At 69.3% G+C, this 24,070-nt stretch carries 21 protein-coding genes; 11 read left to right on the forward strand and 10 right to left on the reverse strand.

Annotated elements, in window-relative coordinates:
- Positions 1-60 precede the first annotated feature (60 nt).
- The 3 genes from AAF430_10150 to AAF430_10160 all read left to right on the forward strand — a co-directional run bounded on the left by AAF430_10150 (position 61) and on the right by AAF430_10160 (position 3,145).
- Positions 61-1,851: a phosphoenolpyruvate carboxykinase (GTP) gene (locus AAF430_10150; protein ID MEM7410582.1), complete on the forward strand. Its 1,791-nt coding sequence runs from the start codon at positions 61-63 to the stop codon at positions 1,849-1,851.
- A gap of 50 nt (positions 1,852-1,901) precedes the next feature.
- Positions 1,902-2,588, forward strand: coding sequence for a PaaI family thioesterase (locus AAF430_10155; protein ID MEM7410583.1), 687 nt, complete (start codon positions 1,902-1,904; stop codon positions 2,586-2,588).
- A 128-nt stretch (positions 2,589-2,716) separates the two neighbouring features.
- Positions 2,717-3,145 (forward strand): VOC family protein, encoded by a 429-nt coding sequence (locus tag AAF430_10160; protein MEM7410584.1) that lies wholly within the window; start codon positions 2,717-2,719, stop codon positions 3,143-3,145.
- 4 nt (positions 3,146-3,149) lie between these two features.
- On the opposite strand, the gene AAF430_10165 is transcribed toward AAF430_10160, so the two are convergent.
- From AAF430_10165 to AAF430_10185, 5 genes are all read right to left on the reverse strand, one after another.
- Complete coding sequence (locus AAF430_10165) at positions 3,150-3,908, reverse strand: hypothetical protein (protein MEM7410585.1); 759 nt, start codon at positions 3,906-3,908, stop codon at positions 3,150-3,152.
- A 39-nt stretch (positions 3,909-3,947) separates the two neighbouring features.
- Complete coding sequence (locus AAF430_10170) at positions 3,948-4,808, reverse strand: class I SAM-dependent methyltransferase (protein ID MEM7410586.1); 861 nt, start codon at positions 4,806-4,808, stop codon at positions 3,948-3,950.
- Between the two features lie 28 nt (positions 4,809-4,836).
- Entirely contained in the window at positions 4,837-5,529 is a 693-nt protein-coding gene (gene aat, locus AAF430_10175; protein ID MEM7410587.1) for a leucyl/phenylalanyl-tRNA--protein transferase, read from the reverse strand.
- 64 nt (positions 5,530-5,593) lie between these two features.
- Positions 5,594-6,754, reverse strand: a complete 1,161-nt coding sequence (locus AAF430_10180) for a heparan-alpha-glucosaminide N-acetyltransferase domain-containing protein (protein MEM7410588.1) — start codon at positions 6,752-6,754, stop codon at positions 5,594-5,596.
- A 68-nt stretch (positions 6,755-6,822) separates the two neighbouring features.
- Entirely contained in the window at positions 6,823-7,614 is a 792-nt protein-coding gene (locus AAF430_10185) for an enoyl-CoA hydratase (protein MEM7410589.1), read from the reverse strand.
- 257 nt (positions 7,615-7,871) lie between these two features.
- Between AAF430_10185 and AAF430_10190 the strand changes: the two genes are divergently transcribed.
- Genes AAF430_10190 through AAF430_10220 form a run of 7 tightly spaced genes read left to right on the forward strand, consistent with a single transcriptional unit; the run spans position 7,872 to position 17,876 of the window.
- Complete coding sequence (locus AAF430_10190) at positions 7,872-8,873, forward strand: ketoacyl-ACP synthase III (GenBank protein ID MEM7410590.1); 1,002 nt, start codon at positions 7,872-7,874, stop codon at positions 8,871-8,873.
- Positions 8,870-9,460, forward strand: coding sequence for a bifunctional 3-hydroxydecanoyl-ACP dehydratase/trans-2-decenoyl-ACP isomerase (gene fabA / locus AAF430_10195; GenBank protein MEM7410591.1), 591 nt, complete (start codon positions 8,870-8,872; stop codon positions 9,458-9,460). The genes AAF430_10190 and fabA overlap by 4 nt, the downstream gene beginning before the upstream one ends.
- A gap of 29 nt (positions 9,461-9,489) precedes the next feature.
- Positions 9,490-9,942, forward strand: a complete 453-nt coding sequence (locus AAF430_10200) for a hotdog domain-containing protein (protein MEM7410592.1) — start codon at positions 9,490-9,492, stop codon at positions 9,940-9,942.
- Entirely contained in the window at positions 9,939-11,216 is a 1,278-nt protein-coding gene (locus AAF430_10205; GenBank protein ID MEM7410593.1) for a beta-ketoacyl-[acyl-carrier-protein] synthase family protein, read from the forward strand. The genes AAF430_10200 and AAF430_10205 overlap by 4 nt, the downstream gene beginning before the upstream one ends.
- A gap of 39 nt (positions 11,217-11,255) precedes the next feature.
- Entirely contained in the window at positions 11,256-11,504 is a 249-nt protein-coding gene (locus tag AAF430_10210; protein MEM7410594.1) for a phosphopantetheine-binding protein, read from the forward strand.
- On the forward strand, positions 11,504-12,268 hold the full coding sequence (locus AAF430_10215; protein MEM7410595.1) for a lysophospholipid acyltransferase family protein: 765 nt from the start codon (positions 11,504-11,506) through the stop codon (positions 12,266-12,268). Before AAF430_10210 ends, AAF430_10215 begins: the two co-directional genes overlap by 1 nt.
- Positions 12,255-17,876: a biotin carboxylase N-terminal domain-containing protein gene (locus tag AAF430_10220; GenBank protein ID MEM7410596.1), complete on the forward strand. Its 5,622-nt coding sequence runs from the start codon at positions 12,255-12,257 to the stop codon at positions 17,874-17,876. The genes AAF430_10215 and AAF430_10220 overlap by 14 nt, the downstream gene beginning before the upstream one ends.
- Here AAF430_10220 and AAF430_10225 read toward each other — a convergent pair.
- Positions 17,873-18,469: a HEAT repeat domain-containing protein gene (locus AAF430_10225; GenBank protein ID MEM7410597.1), complete on the reverse strand. Its 597-nt coding sequence runs from the start codon at positions 18,467-18,469 to the stop codon at positions 17,873-17,875. The genes AAF430_10220 and AAF430_10225 overlap by 4 nt on opposite strands.
- Before the next feature lie 185 nt (positions 18,470-18,654).
- Between AAF430_10225 and AAF430_10230 the strand changes: the two genes are divergently transcribed.
- Positions 18,655-20,142: a dockerin type I domain-containing protein gene (locus AAF430_10230; protein ID MEM7410598.1), complete on the forward strand. Its 1,488-nt coding sequence runs from the start codon at positions 18,655-18,657 to the stop codon at positions 20,140-20,142.
- Between the two features lie 141 nt (positions 20,143-20,283).
- Here the strand turns inward: AAF430_10230 and AAF430_10235 are convergent, their stop codons facing one another.
- The 4 genes from AAF430_10235 to AAF430_10250 form a co-directional block, all read right to left on the reverse strand.
- Positions 20,284-20,853, reverse strand: coding sequence for a PEP-CTERM sorting domain-containing protein (locus AAF430_10235; protein MEM7410599.1), 570 nt, complete (start codon positions 20,851-20,853; stop codon positions 20,284-20,286).
- Positions 20,854-20,952: 99 nt separating this feature from the next.
- Positions 20,953-21,513 (reverse strand): PEP-CTERM sorting domain-containing protein, encoded by a 561-nt coding sequence (locus AAF430_10240; protein ID MEM7410600.1) that lies wholly within the window; start codon positions 21,511-21,513, stop codon positions 20,953-20,955.
- Positions 21,514-21,624: 111 nt separating this feature from the next.
- Entirely contained in the window at positions 21,625-22,011 is a 387-nt protein-coding gene (locus AAF430_10245; protein ID MEM7410601.1) for a hypothetical protein, read from the reverse strand.
- Between the two features lie 505 nt (positions 22,012-22,516).
- Positions 22,517-24,043, reverse strand: coding sequence for an exosortase C-terminal domain/associated protein EpsI (locus AAF430_10250; protein ID MEM7410602.1), 1,527 nt, complete (start codon positions 24,041-24,043; stop codon positions 22,517-22,519).
- Positions 24,044-24,070: the final 27 nt, after the last annotated feature.

The following is a 24,070-nucleotide window of genomic DNA, read 5'->3' on the forward strand; positions in this document are numbered from 1 at the left end:
CGGCCCATCCGCTGCGACCGGGCGGTGACCGAGTCGCGACTCCCAATTAAGCGAGACTCCATGTCCAGCAACAATGCGAAGTTGAATTCGTGGGTGGCCGAATTCGAAGCTCTCTGCCAGCCCGACCGTGTGCAGTGGTGCAACGGCAGCCAGGCTGAGTACGACGAGATGGTCGCCCTGATGCTCGAGGCCGGTACGGCCCGGAAGCTCGACGCGCGCCCCAACAGCTATCTGGTCTGGTCGGATCCGGCCGACGTTGCGCGTGTCGAGGACCGCACCTTCATTTGCTCGGAGCAGGAGATCGACGCGGGCCCCACCAACAACTGGGCCGACCCGACCGAGATGAAGACCAAGCTGCGCGGCCTCTTCGAAGGCTGCATGCGCGGTCGCACCATGTACGTGATTCCCTTCAGCATGGGTCCCGTGGGATCACCCATCGCCCACATCGGGGTTCAGCTGACCGACTCGCCCTACGTCGTGGCGAGCATGCACACCATGACCCGCGTCGGCAGCCGCGTGCTCGAGGTGCTGGGCGACGACACCTTCGTCCCCTGCCTCCACTCGGTCGGCGCGCCTCTCGCCGAAGGCCAGCAGGACGTGCCGTGGCCCTGCAACGGCGACAACAAGTACATCGTCCACTTCCCCGAGACGCGCGAAATCTGGTCGTTCGGTTCGGGCTACGGCGGCAACGCCCTGCTCGGGAAGAAGTGCTTCGCGCTCCGCATCGCCTCGGTCATGGCCCGCGACGAGGGCTGGATGGCCGAGCACATGCTCATCCTGAAGCTCACGCCGCCGGAAGGCCAGCCGCGCTACGTCGCAGCCGCCTTCCCCAGCGCCTGCGGCAAGACGAACCTCGCGATGATGACGCCCACGATCCCCGGCTGGAAGGTCGAGTGCGTCGGCGACGACATCTGCTGGATGAAGTTCGGCGACGACGGGCAGCTCTACGCGATCAACCCCGAAGCCGGCTTCTTCGGCGTCGCACCGGGCACGAGCATGCACTCGAACCCGAACGCGATGCTCTCGCTCAGCGAGAACGCCTTCTTCACGAACGTGGCCCTCACTCCGGACGGCGATGTCTGGTGGGAGGAGATGACCAAGGAGCTCCCGGCACGCCTGACCGACTGGCACGGCGAGGACTGGACGCCCGAAAAGGGCAGCCCGGCCGCCCACCCGAACGCGCGCTTCACGGCGCCCGCGAGCCAGTGCCCGGTGATCGCCGACGAGTGGCAGGACCCGAAGGGCGTGCCGATCAGCGCGATCCTCTTCGGCGGTCGCCGCGCCACCGTCGTGCCCCTGGTGAACGAAGCCCGCGACTGGCAGCACGGCACCTTCCTCGGGTCGATCATCAGCAGTGAGAAGACGGCCGCCGCCGCGGGCAAGGGCGTCGGCGAGCTGCGGCGCGACCCGATGGCCATGCTGCCCTTCTGCGGATACAACATGGCCGACTACTGGAACCACTGGCTCGAGATCGGACAGAAGGCCGGCGCGAAGCTGCCGAAGATCTACAACGTCAACTGGTTCCGGAAGAGCGACGGCGGCGACTTCCTCTGGCCCGGCTTCGGGGAGAACGGCCGCGTCCTCAAGTGGGTGTTCGAGCGCTGCGAAGGCACGGCGAAGGCGATCGAAACGCCGATCGGCAACCTGCCCCAGGAAGGCGACCTCGACACCAAGGGTCTGGACATCGACGCCGACGACATGGCGCAGCTGCTCCGGGTCGACGTCGACGGCTGGCTCCACGAGCTGCCCCTGATCCGCGAATACTACGAGCAGTTCGGCGCCCGCATGCCGCAGGAGCTGGTGAACCAGCTCGACGCGCTGCGCGAGCGGCTGGAAGCCGCGAAGAGCTAACGGACGAAGGCGCTGCGATCCTGCGACCGCGGCGCCTTCGCGCTCACCCCATGGCCTCGATCCCTCCCGATCCGGACGCCGCCGAGCGCCTGACTGCCGAGGCGCGCCGCGTGGTCGACCTGGTGCGTCGGACCCAGGCGCCGACGGAAGTCGCCGACGCGGCCCTCGCCCACCTCGAGCAGGCGACCGCGCTGCTCGCCCCCCACGCCCATCCAGGGCCCTGGGCCCAGCGCTCATTGGCCTGGGAGGACGGCTTCACCTCGTTCGAGCCGGGCGAAACCCTCGAGCAGTACTTCCCCTACAGCCCGCTCATCGGCCCGCGCAATCCGCTCGCGCCGCCCGCCGAGTTCACGGTGCGCGACGGCCGCATCCACGGCCGGGTGCGCTTCGGCGCGGCCTACATCGGCCCCCCGACCTGCGTGCACGGGGGCGTGATCGCGGCACTCTTCGACGAGCTGCTGGGCTCGGTCAACGTCGCCAACCAGGTCGGCGGGATGACCGGCACGCTGCGTGTCATCTACCGCTCGCCCACGCCGATCGACACCGAGTTGCGGCTCGAGAGTTGGGTCGATCGCACCGAGGGCCGCAAGATCTTCGCGAAGGGCACGATGCACGCGGGCGAAGTGCTCACGGCCGAGGCCGAGGGCATCTTCATCCAGGGCACCATCCAGCGCTTCGAAGAGATGCGGCAGCGGGGAGCGACCGCCGGCCCAGCGAGCGACTCGCCCGCCCGGTAACGTTTCCCAGCGCCCCGCCCCGCGCGGCGAGGGCACTCGGGTGCGCGACACCACCGGGCGTACGGTTTGTCGATCCGGCGGTGGACCGCGCGCGTATGATGCGAGGGAACCCCGAGCCCGGAGGCGCCATGTCCCCCTCTCATCCGACCGTCGTTCCCACCCTTCGATACACCGACGCACGGAAGGCCATCGACTGGCTCTGTGAGGTCTTCGGCTTCGAGCCGCACCTCGTGGTTCCAGACGAGGCAGACGGCGTCGCGCACGCCCAGCTCGTGCTCGGCAACGGCATGGTCATGCTGGGCAGCGCCCGCGACGACGAGTGGGGCCAGTTCGTGAAGCCGGCGAACGCACTCGGCGGCAACTCGCAGTCCGCCTACGTGGTCGTGCCGGACTGTGAAGCCCACTACCAGCGGGCGAAGGAACGTGGCGCGCGCATCGCGATGGGACTCGAGACGAAGCCCTACGGTGGTTCGGGCTACGGCGCCTGGGACCTCGAGGGCAACGTCTGGAGCTTCGGCAGCTACGACCCGTTCGCCGAATCCGACGGCGGCGCCTGAGCCCTCAGCTCGAGAGCAGGGTGCCCAAGGCTCCCAGCAAGAGCGCGCCATCGACCGCGACCAGCCCGTAGCGCTCGCCCGGCGAGAACGGCAGCAGCACCACCGCGGTCGTCCATGGAACGAACGCCAGAGGAAGAAGCGGATCGGGCGCCAGCAAGGCCAACAGCAGACCCAGGAGCGCGCTCCCGCGCGCCAATCGCAGCGGCACCGCCGGCCCGTAGCGTGCGGTCACGGCTTCGCCGTCGCGCAGGTTCGAGGCGACCACGTTGGCGAAGATCGTGGTGCCGATGATGGCAGCGGCCCAGCCCACGTCGACGACCGACTCCACACCCGCGATCGGCAAGCCGACGGTCACCGCGGTCCAGGCACCGCTGATGTAGAAGGGCTTCCACCAGCGGTGTCGCTTCAGACGGCGATGGAAGAGGCCGAGCAGGGCCACCGCCGCGAGCAGCACCCAGGCTTCGGCGGGCAGGCGCCACGCCGCCAGCGTCGCCACCACGACCCCGAAGAGGCTGAGACCCACCAGGCTGGGCGTATGCGTCTCGACGAAGTCGGTGCGCGCTGGCGTCGTCTCCCGATCCCGATCGCGATCGCGCAGCCGGTCGACGTTGTAGACGACCAGCGTTCCGGCGCCGGCGAGAACCGCGGCGTCGACCGCCACGGCGCCGAGCAGGATGCGCGCGACGGCCGCACACAAGGCCGCCGCCGTCAGCGCCACCCACACCGAGCTGAAAGCGAGGGTTTCGAGGACGCGGATGATCACACGCGCAACGGTACCCGAGTCCGACCCGTCGGCTCTTCGCTACGCCGAGGCGCGCACCCGCCAGGTTGCCCCGGAGAGCGTCACGCCGTTCGCGTCGTGATGCGGCTTCAGCGCCTCGCGCACCGCATCGGTCGCCTGGGCGCGCTGGGCGTCCGTCGCGTCTTGCATCATGCGCCCGGCCGGGCCCATCGCGAGCGAGAACTCCACCGCGACATCGAGCTCCGGCCCGCCGCCCAGGACGAGCGCCGCGTCGTCGGGCTCGACGGTGATGTCGCGGTAGCCTGCATCGCGCAGGATGCCCTCGACCCGGTCGGGGTCCGCCAACGAGAACGGGCCCGGCGCGCCCGGCGCCGGCATGTCGGGAGGCGGCAGAATGTCCGCGACCGCCTGCATCGGCACCATCACCCAGGGGTTCTCGGTCGGTGGCCGCCAGCAGGCGAACACGAGTCGGCCGTTCGGAGCGAGAGCGCCGCGCAGGTTCGCAAAGGCAGCCGTCGGATCGTCGAAGAACATCACCCCGAACCGAGACACCACGGCGTCGAAGTGACCCGCCGGGAAGGCGTGGAGCTGGGCGTCCGCGTTCACGAAGGACACCTGTTCGAGACCGTCGATCTTCGCGCGCTCGCGCGCCCGGCCGAGCATGACGGTCGAGATGTCGACACCGACCACTTCGCCCGCGCTGCCGACGCGACCACCGGCGTCGAGACTCGTCGCTCCGCATCCGCAGCCGACGTCGAGCACCTTCTCGCCGGCGGACAGCTTCGCCGCGTCGAGAACGCGCTCCCCGAAGACGGCGATCTGGGCGTCGATGCGCTCCTGGAGCGCCACCCACTTGTCTCCCGAGGCTTCGTTCCAGTAGGTGATCTGGTCCTTGTTGGGACCGTCGGCGGCGAGCGTCATGGGGCCTTCCTTTGCTGCGGGCGTCGCCTCAGTCTGCCGAATCGAAGCCCCAGGCGCCGCGGCGGGTGGGCGCCGCGACCGCCTCGGCGAGGGACCGCAGGAAGCGGTTGCGCGGCCACTGGACGGCGCCGAAGCGCTCCAGATGCGCGGTGTGCATCTGACAATCGATGAGCGTGAAGCCCCAGCGCGCGAGCTGCTGGACGAGCGACACGAACGCGACCTTCGAGGCGTCGGAGGCGTGGGCGAACATCGATTCGCCGAAGAAGGCCCGTCCGATCGAGACACCGTAGAGCCCGCCGACGAGCTGCCCGTCCTGAAACGCCTCGGCCGAGTGGGCGAACCCCGCCTCGTGCAGCGCAACGTATGCCTCCTGCATCTCGGGGGTGATCCAGGTGCCGACCTCCCCGCTCCGCGGCGTCGTCGCGCAGGCACGGATCACCTCGGGGAAGACGCTGTCGAGGCGGAGTTCGAACGGAGCCCGACGTACGACCTTCGCGAGGCTCCGCCCAACGTGCAGGGCGCTCGGGATCAGCACGGCGCGCGGGTCCGGTGAATGCCACAGGATCGGCTGGTCGTCGGAATACCACGGGAAGATCCCGGCGGAGTAGGCCAGCAGCAGACGCTCGACCGACAAGTCGCCCCCCACCGCCAACAAGCCCGAGGGATCGCTCTCGGACGGGTGGGGAAACACGAGTTCGGTCCCGAGGCGGTAGATCGGCATGGGAGTCGACGGGGAGACGGTCGCACGCGGCGGCCAGCCCTCCCCTTCTCTTGCACGGGTGCTCTTACACGAAGCGCGTCCAGCCGTCGGGGTGGCGCGACTTGTAGCGATGGTAGGCCAGGCACGCGGGATAGAGGAGCACGACGGCTGCCAACGCCGCGAGGTACGTATGTACCAACCCGCCAGCCTGCAGAGAACCCGTCGCGATGGCCATCGCGAGCAGCAGCGGGAAGTGCAAGAGATAGAAGAAAAGCGCCGTGCGACCGAGCACGAGGCACGGGTTGTACTTCCAGGGTTCCCCTCGCATTCGGCCCTGGACGAAGAGCAGCGCCGCCAGCAGCAGCGCCATCAATCCGAGTTCCAGACACGCGAACGAAAGGCTCGGCGGATACTTGCTGGTGTGGAGCCACTGGACCCAGGAACCATCGTCGCGGAGGAGCCCGAGGTTGCCGATACCGTTCGAACCTCGCACCGCCGTGAAGACCAGCAGACTCGCCACGCCTGCGAATGCGCAGTGGGGGGCGACCGCGTCCGAGGTCTCTCCACGCTCCCGGCGGCGCATGAGGTGGGTGCCGAAGGCCCACCCGAGCATCATCATCGCCAGCCAGGGCAGCACCGGGTAGGCCACCGCCGCAAGACCGAACTCACCCGGGGCGAGCAGGAGCGCGGCGACGGGGCCGACGTCCGGTCCGACCGGCGCGAGACGGGGCGTCAGGACGTCGCTCACGACGAACCAGGCCAGCGCGAAACCGACCAACCACGCAGAAGGCAGGCGGCGCAAGGCAGCCATCGCGACCAGCGAGGCGCCGATCGCGAACAGCACCTGGAGCACGAGCAGGTAGCGGCCGACGGCGGCGCTGGGCCCCAGCGAGAGCCAGCACGCCTCGAACGCGATCAACACGAGGCCGCGGGCCACCAGGTGTCGGTCGATGGAGCGTGCGGACTCGCCGCGGACCGTACGGCCCGCCACGCTCATGGCAAGTGAGGTTCCGGACAGGAAGAGGAAGGTCGGAGCACACAGGTGAGTGATCCAGCGTGTGAAGAACTGGGCGCCGTCGAGGGAGGTGCCCGCTTCCCAGCCGGGCACGAAGAACGCGGCAACGGGATACACCGAGTCCACGGCCAGACGACCCGTGTTCATGAAACCAGACGCGTGATCGATGGCCATCAAGATCATCACGAAGCCACGCAACCAGTCGATCGCGATGAAACGCTCTCTCGGCATGGTCTCCTCGAAGGCGGTCGGGTCCGCCGGGAGCGCAGCGTTCGCGCCCGCTACGACCGGTTCCGCGCCTAGCGGCCGACGAACTTGGGGCTGCGCTTTTCGAGGAACGCGGAGACGCCCTCTTTGTAGTCGTCGCTCGCGAAGCACACGCGAATCGACTCGGCGACCGCCTCGAGGTCGCGCTTCGCCGCCGGCTTGCTCAGCTCGAAGACGATCTTCTTGACGCTGGCCACGGTGAGCGGCGCGTTCGCCGCGATGCGGCCGGCGGTCTCTCGAACCGACGCCTCGAGTTCGGCCTTCGGGAAGACGTCGTTCACCAACCCGATCGCGTGGGCGTCGGCGGCCGAGTAGCGCTTCGCGGTGAAGAAGATCTCCTTCGCGCGCGACGGCCCGACCAGATCCTTCAGCATCTCGATCCCCGACATGTGGTACCCGAGCCCGAGTCTTGCCGCGGGTACCGCGAACACGGCATCGTCCGCCACGTAACGGAAGTCGGCGCAGAGTGCGATCGCGACGCCGCCTCCCACACAGAATCCGTGAATCATTGCGATCAGCGGCTTCGGAAAGGCCTCGAGCGCGCTGAACGCGCGCTGCCCGTCGGCGTCGTAGTCCTTGGCGGCGTCGCCGGTGCGCGTCTCGCTGAACTCGGAGATGTCGGCGCCGGCCACGAAGGCGACGTCACCGACACCGCGCAGGATCACCACCCGGACGCTGTCGTCCGCGGCGAGCTCTTCGAGTCGGGGCGGAATCTGTCGCCACATCTCCACGCTGATCGCGTTGCGCCGTTCCGGGTGATCGAAGATCAACCAGGCGACGCCCGGGTCGTTCGAGTCTCGTTCGATGCGTACGTGTCCGCCCATGGCGGGGCAGTCTAGTGGTTTCGAAGCGGGCCGGTTTCGACGGCCCACCGCTCGGGTGCCCTCCGCGCCGACGGCTTGACAAGAAGTGACTGTGGGTCAGAATACCGCCCGTCGGCCCCCAAGAGGCCGGGGGGTCGGGTTGCGTGGCAACCCCGCCCTGTCTCGAGCCAGCCAAAAAACCTGAATTCGATCAAGGTCTTGGCGCGCCCCCAAGGTCTTCCCGACCGCGCAACGCCGCCACCCCCTGGGGGAATCGCTTGAGCCTCTATCTACACGGGCTGGGACACGCCCACCCGGAAGCCGAGATCTCGAACCGTTTCCTGGAGTCGCTCGACATCGGCACCAGCGACGAGTGGATCCTGGAGCGCGTCGGGATCCGCTCTCGTCGCAGCGTCATGCCCCTCGACTACATCCGGACCACCCGCAACCGCGATCCGCGCGAGGCCCTGGACGCCGCCACCGACAACAACGCCAGCCTCGGTGCACGCGCCGCGCGGATGGCGATCGCGCGCGCCGGGATCACCGACACCGAGATCGGCCTGGTCCTCTCGGGGAACTCGGCCACGGACACGAGCGGCGCTCCGGCGGAAGCCTGCAACGTCGCCGCGGCGCTGGGTCTGGACACGCCGGCCCTCGACGTGAGCTCCGCCTGCACCAGTTTCTTCGCCCAGCTCTACTTCCTGTCGCTGATGGACCCGGCCAAGCTGCCCCCGTACGTGCTGCTGGTCGCCCCGGAAACCTTGTCGACGACGGTCGACTACGAGGACCGCGCGACGGCCGTCTTGTGGGGCGACGCCGCGGCGGCGGGGATCGTCTCCACCCGGGTTTCGGCTCCCGCCGAGATCGTGGCCAACGCGCTCGCCAGTCAGCCTTCGGGGCGCGACAAGGTCGTCGTCCCGCGCGGCCGGCACTTCCGCCAGGAGGGCCGGACGGTGCAGATGTTCGGCATCAAGAAGATGGTGGCGGCCGTCGAGCGCCTGCGCGACGAACTCGAGGTGCCCACGCGCCGCCTGCACTTCGTCGGCCACCAGGCGAACCTTCGCATGCTCGAGCGGGTGCGAGATCTCGCCGAGATCCCGACGGAGCGCCACCACACGAACGTGGAATGGTATGGCAACACCGGCGCCGCCAGCGCCGCCAGCGTGCTCTCGATGGAGTGGGAAAAGTGGCGACCCGGTGACGACGTCGCGGTGGCCGGTGTGGGCGCCGGCCTGACCTGGTCGAGCTACGGTGTCCGCTTCGTGGGAGAGAGTGCGTGAAGTACGAAGAGTTCCAGGCCCGCGACGCCTTCGACCACGCCGAGCTGCTCGCCTTCGCGCACGGTCGACTGTTCGATGATCCGCCGCTGGGTTTCGACGCCCGCCTGCCGCTGCCGCCGATGCTGATGCTCGACCGCATCACCCACATCGAGCGCAACGGATCGCGCGGAAGGATCGTCGCCGAGCGCGACGTGCGTCTCGACGACTGGTTCTTTCAGTGTCACTTCCTCGGCGACCCGGTCCAGCCGGGCTGCCTCGGCGTCGACGGTATCTGGCAGTTGTTGGGCTTCTTCTGCGCCTGGGCGGGCGGGCTCGGATCGGGCCGCGCGCTGGGCTGCGGTGAGGTGGAGTTCTTCGGCCAGATCCGCCCCCACGACCGCTGCGTTCGCACCGAGGTGGACGTCCGCCGCTACACCGAGCTCGAGAAGGCCGGCGCGGCCATGGTCATCGGCGACGCCACCCTGTTCGTCGACGACGCCCCGATCTACACCGTCAAGCGCGCGAAGGTCGGCACCTTCCAGGGCATTGCCTACCCCGACTACCCCCACCCCTCCCCGCACGGTCGCGGCGGGCAGATGGAGCGCTGAGCGGTCTCCCGCTCACGAGCACCCGACCCATGACGATGACCCCGGCCGAAGTCCTGGCGGCGATTCCCCAGCAGGAGCCGTTTCGCTTCATCGACGAGATCCTGGAGCTGGGCGACGAGCACATCGTCGCGGCCACCCGTTTCCCCGCCGACGCGGATTTCTATCGGGGCCATTTTCCCGGGAACCCCATCACCCCCGGGGTGATCCTGATCGAGGCCATGGCTCAGGCAGGCGTCGTGGCGCTCGGGATCTACCTCCTCGAGCGCGAGGTGGGCGCCGACGAAGCCAGCAAGTACACCACCCTTTTTACCGACGCCTCCGTGGACTTCAGCGGTATCGTCGCTCCGGGGGATCGTGTGCTCACGACCGGGCGCGTCGTCTTCTTCCGCCGTCGCAAGCTGCGTTGCGCGGTGGAGATGAAGCGCGAAGATGGGACGGTGGTCTGCTCGGGCACGCTCTCCGGCATGGGGGTACCCAAGTGACGAACCGCGTCGTCATCACCGGAATCGGGGTCGTGGCGCCCAACGGCGTCGGGACCGATGCCTTCAGCGGCGCCCTCCGCGCCGGCCTCTCGGGCATCCGTCACAACGAGGCCATGGCGGAGCACGGCTTCGGCAGTCAGGTCGCCGGCGTGCCCGAGGGCATCGACGAGATCGCCGAGAAGCACTTCGACGAAGAGCTCCTGCGCGCGATGAACTCGTCCCACCGCTATGCGGCGATCGCCGCTCTCGACGCCTGGCGCGACGCGGGGCTCACCCGGCCCAGCCCCGAGGACGACGCCGTCGATTGGGACACCGGCGCGATCATCGGGACCGGCATCGGGGGCATGGACACCACCGGCTCGCGCGTCGTCCCGCTCACCGACGCGAAGAAGGTGCGCCGCCTGGGCAGCACGGCCGTCGAACAGGTGATGGCCAGCGGCGTCTCGGCCCGTGTGTCGGGCCTCCTCAGCCTCGGCAACCAGGTCACGACGAATTCGAGTGCGTGCAGCACGGGCGCCGAGGCCATCGCGATGGGCGCCGAGCGCATCCGACGCGGGCAGGCGACGCGCATGCTCTGCGGCGGCGCGGAAGGCGAGAGTCACTACATCTGGGCGGGCTTCGACGCCATGCGCGTCCTCAACCGCAATCACAACGACACGCCGGAACTCGCGTCCCGACCGATGAGCGCGTCGGCCGGCGGGTTCGTTCCGGCGGCGGGCGCGGGCCTGCTCATGCTCGAGAGCGAAGAGAGCGCGCGCGAACGCGGTACCCGTATCTACGCCGAGGTCGCCGGGTCCGGCATCAACTGCGGCGGGCACCGCCAGGGCGGCTCGATGACCGCGCCCAACCCCAACGCGGTGCGGCGCTGCATCCAGCTGGCCCTCGACGACGCGGACATCGGCCCGTCGGATGTCGGTGCCATCAACGGCCATCTCACCGCCACCGGAGCCGACCCCAAAGAAGTGGCTTCCTGGGCAGTGGCGCTCGACCGCGCGCCCGGACAGCTGCCGCCGATCACGAGCACGAAATCGATGGTCGGCCACACGCTGGGTGCGGCGGGCGCGATCGAAGCGGTGGCCTGCGTGCTGATGCTCGACGGCGGGTTCGTACACCCGTCGACGAACTGCGAGGACGTCCATCCCGAGATCGAGCCCCATGCCGACTCGATTCCCCACGAAGCCCTCGACCGGCCCGACCTCGATGTCGTGGTGAAGGCGGGCTTCGGATTCGGGGACGTCAACGCCTGCCTGGTGTTTCGACGCCCTCGCGACTAGCGCCTACGAACCGAGAAGCCAAGCAATCAAGGAGAAGCCATGAGCCAGGAAGAAGTCTTCGAGCAGGTCGTCAAGATCCTCACGCCCTACGTGAAGAGCCAGGAAGCGCTCGACGCCGTCAGTCACCAGACCCACATCCTCGACGAGCTCAAGGTGAACTCCGCACGACTCGTCGATGTGGTGCTCGAATTCGAGGACGCGTTCGACATCGAGATCGCCGACGAGGACGTCGACAAGGTCGAGACCGTGGGCAACGCGGTGGAGCTCATCTCGGCCAAGCTCGGGTAGTGGGCGACACCGCCCCTTCCGACCTCTCGAGTCATGCCCGGTTCGCGCTGAAGATGCAGCGCGCGGTGGGGAGAGTTGTATCTCCTCTCACCACCGCCGCCGTGGGTTGGTTCCTGCGCGGATTCCTACGGCTGCGTTTCGTCGACATCGCGCCGCTGCGCCGGGCCTATCGAGAGCATCGCCAGCGCTCGGACGCGCCGCTGCTGATCTGCGGCAACCACCTGACGATGATCGACTCGGCCCTGATCGCCTACGCCCTCGCGTCGCCCGCCTGGTACGTCGCACACTTCTCGTCGCTCCCGTGGAACATGCCGGACCGCACCACCTTCGCGTCGAAGCCCTGGCAACGCCTGTTGACCTACTTGTACAAGTGCCTGCCCGTGGCACGCGGAGGGTCGCGCGAAGAAGTGGCGGGATCGCTGGCGCGCTTCGCCCATCTCCTGCAGCGCGGCGACGTCGGCCTCGTGTTTCCCGAAGGCGGCCGCAGCCGCACCGGCCGGATCGAGGTGGAGAGCGCGGCCTACGGCGTCGGCCGGATGGTGAAAGCCGTGCCCGGTTGTCGGGTGTTGTGCGTCTACCTCCGTGGCGACGCGCAGCAGGAGTACAGCGGGGTTCCGGAACGCGGCGACACGATTCGGGCGCGCATGGCGTGGCTCGAACCCAAGAGTGACCACGGCGGCTTGCGCGGTTCACGCGACATCGCGCGGCAGATCCTGGCGCGTCTCTCCGAACTGGAGCAGGAGCACTTCGATGCCGCCGCCTGAGGATCCGCGACGAGCACGTCCGATCCAACGCATCGCCATCGTCAACCGCGGTGAAGCCGCGCTGCGCTGCATCCGAACCGTGAAGGCGATGCGCGCGCGCGATGGCTCGGAGCTCACCTGCGTTGCGCTCTACACCGATCCCGACCGCGACGCGCCCTTCGTGCGCCAGGCCGATGCGGCCCTGCGCCTGGAGCCGACGGGCGCGACCGCCGTCAGTGCCTACCTCGATCACGAGGGTCTGCTCGAAGCCCTGCGCCGCTGCGAGGCCGATGCCGTCTGGCCCGGTTGGGGGTTCGTCGCCGAGGACGCCGCTTTCGCCGATCGGGTGAGCGAGGCGGGGATCACCTTCCTCGGTCCGAGGGGCGACGTGATGCGCGCGCTGGGCGACAAGATCGGCGCGAAGCACGTGGCCGAGGGCGCCGGTGTGCCGGTGATCCCTTGGAGCGGCGGCGAGGTCGAGAGCGTCGAAGCCGCCCGGGAACACGCCGAACGCATCGGCTACCCAGTGGTGCTCAAGGCGAGCGCGGGTGGTGGGGGACGCGGCATCCGCGTGGTCAGCTCCGAAGCGGAGCTGGCGCCGGCGTTCGAGAGCGCCCGTTCGGAAGCCCGAACCGCGTTCGGCGACGACCGCCTGTTCGTCGAATCGAGGCTGCGCCGCGGTCGCCACATCGAGGTGCAGATCGCGGCCGATCTCCATGGCACCGTGTGGGCCCTCGGCAGTCGCGACTGTTCGGTGCAGCGCCGACACCAGAAGATCCTCGAAGAGGCTCCGCCGCCCAGCCTCGACGCAGGGCGCATTCACGATCTGCTCGACGCCGCGAAGCGGCTCGCCTCGAGCGTCGGCTACACGGGCGTCGGCACCGTCGAGTATCTGGTCACGGACGACGAGGTCGCCTTCCTCGAGGTGAACCCCCGGCTCCAGGTCGAACACGGGCTCACCGAGGAACTCACGGGCGTCGACCTGGTCGAGCTGCAGATTCGCATCGGCAACGGAGAAGCCCTCGCACCCGAACCTCCTCCGAGCGAGGGAGCCGCGATCGAGGCCCGGGTCTGCGCCGAAGATCCGGAGGCCGACTTCCTGCCCTCGCCCGGGCACATCGCCCGCTTCGACCCCGCACTCGGTCGCGGCATCCGCATCGATACCGGCGTGGGGGTCGGCTCCGACGTCCCGCCCGACTTCGACTCCCTGATCGCGAAGGTGATCGCGATGGGGAAAACGCGCGAGGAAGCGCGGGCGCGCCTCGCCATGGCGCTGCGCGACTTCGACCTCGTGGTCGAGGGCGGCGCGTCCAACAAGGGCTACCTGCTCCACCTGATCGAGACCGAGCGCTACCGCAGTGGCGACGTCGACACCGAGTGGCTCGACTCCCACCCGGAACTGCGCGAGGGAGACGCCACCTACGCCGTCCCGGCGCTGTGCGCGGCGGCGGTGCTTTCTTACCAGCAGGGTCGCGATCGCGCACGCCGCGAGATCTTCGCCGACCCGGCGCACCTGACCCCGGCCTCGGCTCCCGCTTCGACCGGGCAACACATCGACCTCTCGTTCCGCGGTGAGTCCTACGAGCTCGACGTCTTCGCGATCGGCGCCTGGCGCTACCGCGTCCACCTCGACGGAAGGGTCGTCCCCGTAGCCCTGCGCAGCGACGGCCCCCACCGCGCCAGCTTCGAGTTCGGCGGCAAGAGCCTACGCCTGCTCTTCGATCACACCGACCAGGGGCTCCGGGTCGAGGTCGAGGGGCACCCCTATCGCTTCGCCACCGGCTCCGCCGGCCACGTGCGCTCGGGGACGCCGGCGATCGTCGTCGCCCTCGACGTCGTCCCGGGTGACCGCGTCGACGCGGGTTCGATTCTCGGCCGGCTCGAAGCGATGAAGATGGAGATCGGCTTCGAGGCACCGATCAGCGGCGTGGTGAAGGAAGTGCTCGTCGCTGCGGGCCAGCAGGTGGAAGCCGGCGAGCTGCTGCTGAAGATCGAGCCCGACGGAGACAGCGACGACGCATCGGCTCCGCGCCTCGCGATCGAGGCCGAGGTCGATCCGCTCGACGGCTTCTTCGTCGACGGGGTCCCGGACCTGGCCCAGGCGGAACAGGCGGCCCAGGGCGAGCGTCGGGCGGCGATGGACGCGGCGCGCGAGGAGATCCGCCGCGTGCTGATGGGCTACGACGTCAATCCCGACCGCGGTGAGAAACTCGCCGCCTTCCTGGAAGCGCCGCTGCCCGACGGCTTGAGTGATGGCTTCCGATGGGAGCTCGCCGAGGTCCGCCGCGAGCTGACACTGTTCGCCGACATCGAGCAGCTCTTCAGCCGCGCGCCGTTGCCGCGCCCCACCGGGGAAGCCGGCGCTTCGACGCGTGCGCTCCTGCTGGACGCGATCCGCCGCTACCGCGATGGCGGCGAGTCCGTGCCCGAGGGTTTCCGGGAGATCTGGCTGCGCGCCCTGGGGCACTTCGGGGTCGACTCCCTCGAGGCGACCGGCGCGCTCGAACGCGCCTTGCTGCGCCTGCTGGCGTCCCAGCTCGCTCCCGAACTGCGACGGCGGCTCGTGCTCGGGTGCCTCTCCCGCATCCACGCCCTCGCGGCCACGGGGATCGACCTGGGCGGCGATCGCGCCCTCGACGACGTGCTCGCCCGCATTGCCGGCCTGCGGGGCCTCGTCTCCGACGCCATCGCCGACCTCTGCCTCGAAGCGCGCTACACGATCTTCGAGGGGCCGCGCCTCGAGGTCCAGGCCGAGCGCACCTCGAAAGAGGTCGAGAGCTGGCTGGCTGCGGCCGAGGCGTCGCTCACCCACCCGCCCGAGTCGGTCCTGGCGCACCTCGCCAACGCGCCGCGGGCCGTCTTCCATCGCGTCGGGCGCTGGCTCGAAGACGACGACCCGCGACGCCGTGCGATCGCCGTCGCCGCCCACGTCCGTCGTCTCTACGGGCACCAGCGGCCCAACGCGCACACGTCGGGCGTGGTCGGTCCGGTCCACGTCGAGCGCATCGACCTTCCGGGTGAACGCATCGTCCTCGGCAGCCTGTCGCGCGTCGATGCCCTCGGCCCGACCCTCGAGCGGCTCGGACGCGCGGCGAGTGCCGCATCGAATCGGACGCCGACGCGCCGCGTGCACGCGATCGAGCTGCTCGTGCCGTTGCACGACGACACCGACGAGGCCGCCGTTTCGGAAGCCATCGCTCCGCTCCTCGGCCCGTCCCTGTCGACCCAGCGCCTGACCCTCACCTTCCTGCGAACGGGCACGCCGCCGACCCACCTGACCTTCGAGCACGAGGGCGCCGGCGCATCTCCGTTGCGTGAGCGCCGCGATCTCTGGGGCATCCATCCGGACACGGCCGCCCGCATCGACCTCGATCGCCTGCGCAAGTTCGACGTCGAGCGCCTCGACGCGCCCGAGGATCTCTATTGCTTCCACGCCCGCAGTCCCGAGATCCCCGACGACGAGCGGCTGCTGGTGTTCGCCGACGTGCGCGGACGCTCCCCCGACGACACCGATGCCCACGAGGCGAGCCTGCACGTGCCGGCGTTCGAGCGGGACTTCTTCGAGGCCGCGCGCTGCCTGCGCAATCACCTCCAGCTCCGCGACCCGCGCCGACGCCTGCAGTGGAATCGGTTGATGCTGTTCGCGACGCCTTCGGTCTACCTCGAGCAGGAGCTGGTCGAGTCCCTGGCGCGTCGACTCTACCCCGCCACCCGCCACCTCGGACTCGAGAAGGTCGTGGTTCGCTTGAACGTGCTGGATCGGGAAGCGCCCGAGTCACCGGCCCGCCCCGTCGAGATCGTCTTCATGGATCCCACGGGCAGCCGCCTCGAGCTCTCCTGGCGCGAGCCTCACCACGAAGCCCTCGAACCCGCCCAGACCTACGAGCGCAAGGTGGTCGCGGCCAGGCGCCGACGCCTCGTCTATCCCTACGAGATCGTCCGGATGCTCACCGGCGCACCGGACAACGTCGACCTCGCCGGCGACGGCGGCCTCCCGGCCGGTCACTTCGAGGAGTTCGACCTCGACCCCGATCATGCGGCGCCGAAGGCGAAGAGCGTCGCCGGACGTCCGCCGGCCCAGAACACCAGCGCGATCGTCTTCGGCGTCATCGACACCCCGACCGAAGCGATCCCGGAAGGCATGCGCCGGGTGCTGGTGCTCTCGGACCCGACGCTGGGCATGGGGTCGCTCTCGGCCGCAGAGTGCGATCGCATCGTCGCGGCCATCGACCTCGCCGAGGCCGAGGGCCTCCCGGTCGAGTGGGTGCCGGTTTCGAGCGGCGCGCGAATCGCGATGGACAGCGGCACCGAGAACCTCGACGCTACCGCGCGGGTGGTGCGACGGATCGTGACCTTCACCCAGGCGGGTGGATCCATTCACGTGATCGTGCAGGGCGTGAACGTCGGCGCCCAGAGCTACTTCGACGCCCTCTCCACCATGCTCCAACACACCCGAGGCGTGCTGATCATGACGCCGTCGGCTTCGATGGTGCTCACGGGCCGGGCCGCACTCGCGGCTTCGGGGTCCGTGTCGGCGGAAGACGAGGTCGGGATCGGGGGCTACGAGCGCATCATGGGCCCGAACGGCCAGGCCCAGTTCCTCGCACGGAATCTCGCCGAAGCCTACGGGATCCTCTATCACCACTACCGCTACGCCTACGTGGTGCCCGGAGAACTCGCGCCGCGACCGCTCCCGACCGACGATCCGATCGATCGCCGCGTCACCGAATCCGAGACGCGCCGCGCCCACGGCCACGACTTCGACCGCATCGGCCAGATCTTCGACACCACTGAGAACGCGGAGCGCAAGCGCCCCTTCGCCATGCGCGCGCTGATGGAGTCGGTGGTCGACCACGACTTGGGCCACCTCGAGCGCTGGCGCGGCTGGCGCGGCGCCGAGACCGCCATCGTCTGGGATGCCTGCCTCGGTGGCCAGCCGATCAGCCTGATCGGCATCGAGAGCCGCAACCTGCCGCGCGCAGGCGCGCCGCCCACCGACGGGCCGTCTTCCTGGACCGGCGGCACGCTGTTCCCCGGGTCGAGCAAGAAGGTGGCGCGCGCGCTCAACGCGGCGAGCGGTGTGCGCCCGGCGGTGGTCCTGGCCAACCTCTCGGGGTTCGACGGTTCGCCCGAGTCCATGCGCACGCTCCAGCTCGAGTACGGTGCCGAGATCGCGCGTGCCGTCGTGAACTTCAGCGGCGTCCTCGCCTTCCTGGTGGTGTCTCGGTATCACGGCGGCGCCTACGTCGTGTTCAGCCGCGAGCTCAACCCGGGCCTGCGAGCCGCCGCCGTTGAGGGCTCTTTCGCGTCGGTCATCGGCGGCGGGCCGGCCGCGGCGGTGGTCTTCTCGCGCGAGGCACGCGCTCGAGCGCTGCGCGACCCCGAGATCGCGCGCCTTCAGCGGCTGTCCCAGCGGCACGACGACCCCGAGGCCCGCGCCGCCTTCGAGGCTGCCTACCGCCAGGTGCTCCTGCAGAAGCAAGCCGAGATCGGAGCGGAGTTCGACGCCATCCACTCGGTGGAACGCGCCCTCGAAGTGGGATCGCTCGAAGGACTGATCGCCGCGGAGGAGATCCGTCCCTTCCTCGCCGGTCTGGTGCGCGGCGGCGAGATTCCCCAGCGCGACTAGCGCTCGAGCGACTCCAACACGCGCCGCGCCACCTCGCGCACGCCATCCTCTTCGTGCTCCAGCCGCTCCTGGGCGGCAGCGCGCACGCGGGGATGGTCCACCCCGATCAGTGCTTGCAGGGCGGCGACGGACACCTCGGGGACGTCGTCGTCGAGGGCGTCGATCAGCGCCGCGCGTGCTGCGGGTTCCTCGCTCCCCGCGAGTTGCAGCGCCGACCAGGCGCGCATGTCGGCCGGGAGCGCCGGGTTCTGGACGGCGACCAGGAAGGCGGTCGGATCCGCCACGGCCGGCGTCACGTTCGGAGCGGGATCGGGCACGGGATTCGCGGGCTGCGTGGGAAGCGCGACGTCGTCCCCGCTGCCTCGCGCGACCCAGGTATCCGGGCCGCCCTCCAACGCGAACTTGAGGATCTCTCCCGTGTCGGGGTCGGTCCGCACGAGCACGGGCGCACCGGCGGCGAAGCCCGTGATGCTGTACCGCGCGTCGTCGCTGCACGGCACGGCGTCGGCTGCACCCCAACTGCGTACGAGCAGCGCAAGCAGACACACGACGACGGCGCCCAGCAGACCTCGCGAGATCCAATCGGCATTCATGACGCAAGCACTCCGCAAGCGAGAGGAAGAACGAACCGCGAGCCAGGCTAGCAGCTCCGCGTTGCGCCCTTCGCGTGATGGGGGTCACCGTCGTCGTGGCAGGCCGGGTGACCCGGGTCACCCGCAGTGTTTCGAGTTTCGCCGAAACCGGGTCCAGGACGGGAGGGTTTCGGGGAGCGAGCACGATGGGCGTGCGAACGATCGTGGGAGTCGCGGGGCTGGTCTTCTCTTTGGGGGCCGGCACGGCGCAAGCAGAGATCGTATTGGAAGGAACGCGGCAGGTGACCCTGGAATGGGACGCCGCGACGGGAGCCATCGGGTACTACGTCATCGTGACGCGCGACGGCGGGGCCGCCCGCGTCGAGGCGATCTCGATGGACCCGAAGCAGAAGCTGAAGGGGCGCTTCGGCGAATCCCTGGTGGTCCAGGTAGCGGGCTTCGACAGTGAAGGCACGGCGGGGCCGATCTCACCGCCCTCCGAGGCGCTGCGCTTCGCGCGCCGGGGCAGCGGCGCGAACCCGCCGCCGGACGAAGACCCGGGCTCCGGGGATCCGGGCAACGGCGGCGGCAACGAACCGCCGCCGACCGGCAGCGGCGTTCGCTTCGACCACGACGGCGATGGCGTCTCGGACTGGGTCGTCGGTTTGGGTGGAGCGCGCACGCTGTGGCGCCGCCAGGCTGGTGGGACCATCGTCGAGGCCACGCTACCGCCGGGGCCTGGCGCCCTGGTCGCGCGCGGAGACTTCGACGGGGACGGCATTGCCGATCTGGTGTGGCACGACCCGGCGGCGGGTGTCGTCACGCTGTGGCCGATGGGCGCGGGCGGGGCCAGCGGTGCGCGCACCTTCGCGACCGATGGGCTGGCCGCCGCCGAGCGGTGGCTGGTGGCCGGGTCGGGCGACATGGACGCTGACGGGCGCGACGAGCTCGTCTGGTTCAGTCGCGTTGCCGGGCAGACGGTGGCTTGGAGCCTCGAGGGAGCCGAAGCCACCGCGGTGACCGCCGACGGACACTTCGGTGCCTGGAGTATCGTCGCCATCGACGACTTCACCGGAACGGGCACGGCCCGGTTGCTCTGGCTCGACGAGCGCTTCCGCGAGCTCGAACTCGATGGCGGCAACCTGGGCGGATTGGACCCGGCTTGGCGCGTCGCCGGCAGCGCGGATCTGGACGGCATCCCGGGCGCGGAGCTCGTGGTCCGACACCGGGATACGGGCGCCGTCGAAGCCTGGTCCCTGAGTGCCGGATCGGTGAGTGGAGGTGCGGTCGGGATGGACCCCCTCGAAGCCGCCGACACGCTGCTCGCCGGCGGCGACTACGACGGGGACGGGGTCGAAGATCTGCTCCGCGCGGGCGGCGGAGGCGACATCGGGCTGTGGCTCTCCGGCGCGTCGCTGCTCGACCCGGTCGAGCCCTTCCTGGCACCGGGCGCTGCAGTCCTCGCCGGGCGTGGTTCGGACGACAGCGTCTTCCGACGCCGGTTCTGTAGCGGCGACCTCGACGGGAGCGGCGCCGTGGATGGCTCCGACTACGCGGTGCTCCAGCGCTGCTTCTCGGCCGATTCCGTGACGGGAGAGTGCGCAGACGTCGACATGGACGGCGATGGGGTCCTTTCCCTGGAGGACGCCAACCTGTTCATCGAACGCTTCCAGGGGCGCCGCTGCGGCGGCTGAGCCCCCCTGTCGGGGGCTTCCTGGCCTGGGGTAGGCGATCCGCGGAAACCCTCCAGACCGGGAAGCGTAGAGAGGCCTCGCGGCGTTGCCGCGGGGCCTCTTTCCTTTGGCGAGCGCGGATCGGGCGCCCTGGACCTGCGCTTACGTGCGGTGGCGACCGCGCAGGCCAAGACCCAACAGACCGAGCCCCAAGAGGGCTGCCGTCGTCGGCTCTGGCCCGATGTAGGGCGAGGTGCTGGCGTCGGCGGCGCCGAAGAATCCATTCACGGCCGTATCGAAGCTGGGGAAGCTGCCGGGTGCGTCCGCGGAGAACGTCAGCACGATGGTGCTGGTATAGGCGTCCGCCGCCGCCCCCGTCGGGTTGGGAGCGATCTGATCGACGAGTCGGCAGAGGTCCGGCTGGTCGCACTGACCCTCGAGGGCGCCGACCGTCCACGGGGCCGAGCCGCCGAAGGACGCGAGCTGCGCCGCCGGTGCGTCGACCGACGCGTTGCCAACCAGAGCGACGTCGTAGCCCAGGGTCAGTATCGCGCCCGAGGCGCTCTCGCCGGCGTTCACGAGGAGGTCCACCACGACGGTGATGGTCTCACCGGGGATGTAGCTCGCCTTGTCCGTCGAGATCGCGACCGAAGCGGCGTGGGCCGTCGCTACCAGCCCGAGGACAGCGAGGACAGCGAGCATCCCGAGTACGGGATGAGGGACGCGCGTCATGGGGCCCCTCCTCGAAACGAAAAGAGCCCCGAGGTCGAAACCTCGGGGCTCTCTCATTCACACGGTCTCCGCAGAAGCGGAGCCCGGCGCCTCAGCTGATTAGCTGCGGCGGCGGCCGCCCAGCGCGAGGCCGAAGAGGCCCAGGCCGAGAAGCGCAGCCGTGGTCGGCTCCGGCACGATCGTGACACTCGCGTTGGCGTTTGCGGCGCCAAAGAAGTTGTTCACGGCCGTCGTGAAGTCGATCGTGCCAGCGTTGCCAGCCAGGAACGTCAGGACGACGCTCGAAGCATACGCCGGGCCCACTGCGGCACCCGTCGGGTTCGGAGCGATCTGGTCGACGAGGCGGCAGAGGCCGGGGGCGTCGCACTGACCCTGGAGGGCCGCGACGGTCCAGCCAGCCGAACCACCGAACGACGTGATCTGAGCCGCGCCGGTATCAACGGATTCGCCCGAAACCGTCCCGGTGTCACCCGAGCCGAAGCCCAGCGTCACGATCGCACCCGAGGCGCTTTCGCCGTCCGCGATGGCCAGGTCGACCGTCACGGTAATCGTCTCACCAGTGATGTAGCTCGCCTTGTCCGTCGAGATCGCGATCGAGGCCGCGTTGGCCGAAACCGCGAATCCGAGAACGGCGACTACCGCAATCAAAGTCCGCTTCATTGTGACATCTCTCCTCAGTTGTTGCGTCTGCTGCCGGTCAGGCCCGGATCGACGCGTGCGTTAGAAACCAATCAGAAATCGAGAATCAAAAAGTGCTTGAACCGTTCAGGATCAGCTGCAGGGCGGCGTGCCGGCGCAACCGAGGCCCGAGGGACCGGGGGCACCCGTACCCGTGAACTGGTTCAGGAAGCCCGGGTTGAAGTCCGTACCGTCGACGTCGCCGTCGCAGTCGATGTCGGTACCGGTGCCGCCGTCCGTGCCACTGCCGGTGAAGTCGGACAGGAAGCCGGGGTTGAAGTCCGTGCCGTCGATGTCGAAGTCGTTGTCGAAATCGCCATCACAAGCGTTGCCGTAGCCATCAGTGTCGGTGTCGCAGTTGATCGGGGCGGCATTCGCCACGCCGCTGCAGTTGTCGAGCACGTCCGGAACGCCATCAGAGTCGGCGTCGGGAGCCAGCCCGGCGAAGGCCGGGAAACCGACCATGAGGGTGAAAATCATCGTTGCCAGTACACCAAACTTCATTTCGTCTTTACTCCTCGGTGTTACGGGTATTGGGCATTAGGCCTGATTCGTAGGCTCTTGTCCAGCTTTACCTGGGTCTGCATCCAGCCCCGGCACCCCCGGGGGTTCGCCTCCGCATCGGTCTGAATGCGTCCCGAATCCTACACGCGATCTCGCGCTTGCCTCCATGACTCTTTCGTGGCTTTGCGACCGCGACCGAGTGACAGGTGTTTTCAGGACTTATCGGGAGCTTGGCTCGGATTCCGAAGGGCTCTGAAACCTGCCTGGAAGGCGCCTGCGATGAAACTCCCGTGTCTGACCGGGCATTGGCTGGATCCCAGCCGTCGCCCGTCGCAGTTCCAGTCTGCAAACCCCATGCCCGAGCGGGGAAAAATCGTAACTCCCTGAAAATGCAGTGAAACGCGATCCGAGCGACCCCCCGAAAGGTGGAAAAAGTGTTCCCAGGGAAACTCAGGTTAAGAAAACCGTTTCCCTCGGCCCCTTAAACCCCCCTGGGGGATCCGATCTCCTTCAGGGCGGGTCCCAATGCCCCCGCAAACTGCTCGAGGCGCGCCCGAGCGCGGTCGCGTGCGATCGGCTTGGAGGTGAGGAGCGGGGTCGAGAGCCGGACCGCCACGGGCAGTTCTTCGCGAGCCGCCGGCGTCGCATCCAGGGCGAGCAGGGAGCGCGTGGTCTCTTCGAGCACCCCCGGGGAGTCCTCGAACCAGTGGGCCACCAGCATCCGCCGGGACCCGAGGCGCAGGGTCCGGAACGTCGCCGGGCGGCCGGCGAGCGCGTGGGTCTCCTCGCGCTCGACCGTCCAGCCACTGCCTGGGTAGGCGACCTTCGGAGAGAGGTAGCTGCGGACGCGGTTGTCCAGGTCGGCCTGGCCGACGAAGACGTCGACGGCTTGCTGCCCGGCCTCGTAGCGACGGTGGAGGGTCTGGCGGAACTTCGCCTTGCCGAGGAACAGCCAGTCGACCTTGATGTCGGTGCCCTGCCAGTCCCCGAACTCGAGCGGCAGCGCCCCGGCCACGGCCGCCGGCTCGGTATCGGGGCGCTCGAAGGGCGGCAACCAGGAGAGGGCGAACAGCGCCAGGCAGAATGCGAACACACCCGCAAAGCGAGGCTCGATCCGCGCGAGCGGGGCGCCGGCACCCCGCACCGCCCGCTCCCACGAGGACACCGGGCCCGGGTCCTTCCACACCCGCTCGAGCAGACCGTCGATCGCGTAGAGCAGGAGGACCCCGCCGAGCAGCATCACGACGCCCTGCAGGTTGTGGATGCTCGAGATGTCGGCGTGGGGGTTGAACACCAGCCCGACGCAGCGGAACCCATTGATCAGGAAGGCGACAAAGGGGGAGGCGGCCAACAGGGCGACGGCGTGGCCCCCACGCCGTCGGAAGAGTTCGACCATCAGCACGCTCAGCATCCCGAGCGTCTCGATCGAGCGCATGCCGCTGCAAGTCTCGATGATCTGGTAGTAGCCGTCGCTCATGATCAGGCGGTCGCCGGTGAGCAGGACGTCGAACCCCAGGATCTCGATCAGGAAGGCGGTGAAGCCGGCGGTCCAGATCTGGAGCTTCCACAGAATGGCGTTGGTCAGGGGCGCCGGGATGGGCACGGCGAACAGCAACACGGCCGCCGGCAGCGCGACCACCCGCAGCCCGGCGGGCCCGCAGAGCGCGTGAGCGGCCCCCAGGAGCCCGGGGATCAGCGCGATCGCCTGGAGATCCGGCGCGCCGGCCAGCAACGACCAGACGAAGATCCCGGCGGCCGCGGCGAAGAGCACCGCCGTCCATAGGAAGGGAGCGGGTGCCCCGAAGAGCTTTCCGAGACGCGCGCGGCGCCTCCATACCAGCCACGCGCAGAGCCCGAGGACGATCCACGGCGAGCTGTCCGAGGGCTCGAAGAAGAACTCCTCGACCTCGCCGGACAGCAAGACGAGATTGGTCTCCGGCTGAAACCCCAGGAGCTCGCGACAGGCGAAGCCCAGCAGCACCAGCGCGCCGGCCAGACCCGCAGCCATCCAGGGGCTGCCTCCCGGCTTCGCCGT

This window comes from Myxococcota bacterium (genome assembly GCA_039030075.1).
Classification (GTDB): domain Bacteria; phylum Myxococcota_A; class UBA9160; order UBA9160; family SMWR01; genus JAHEJV01.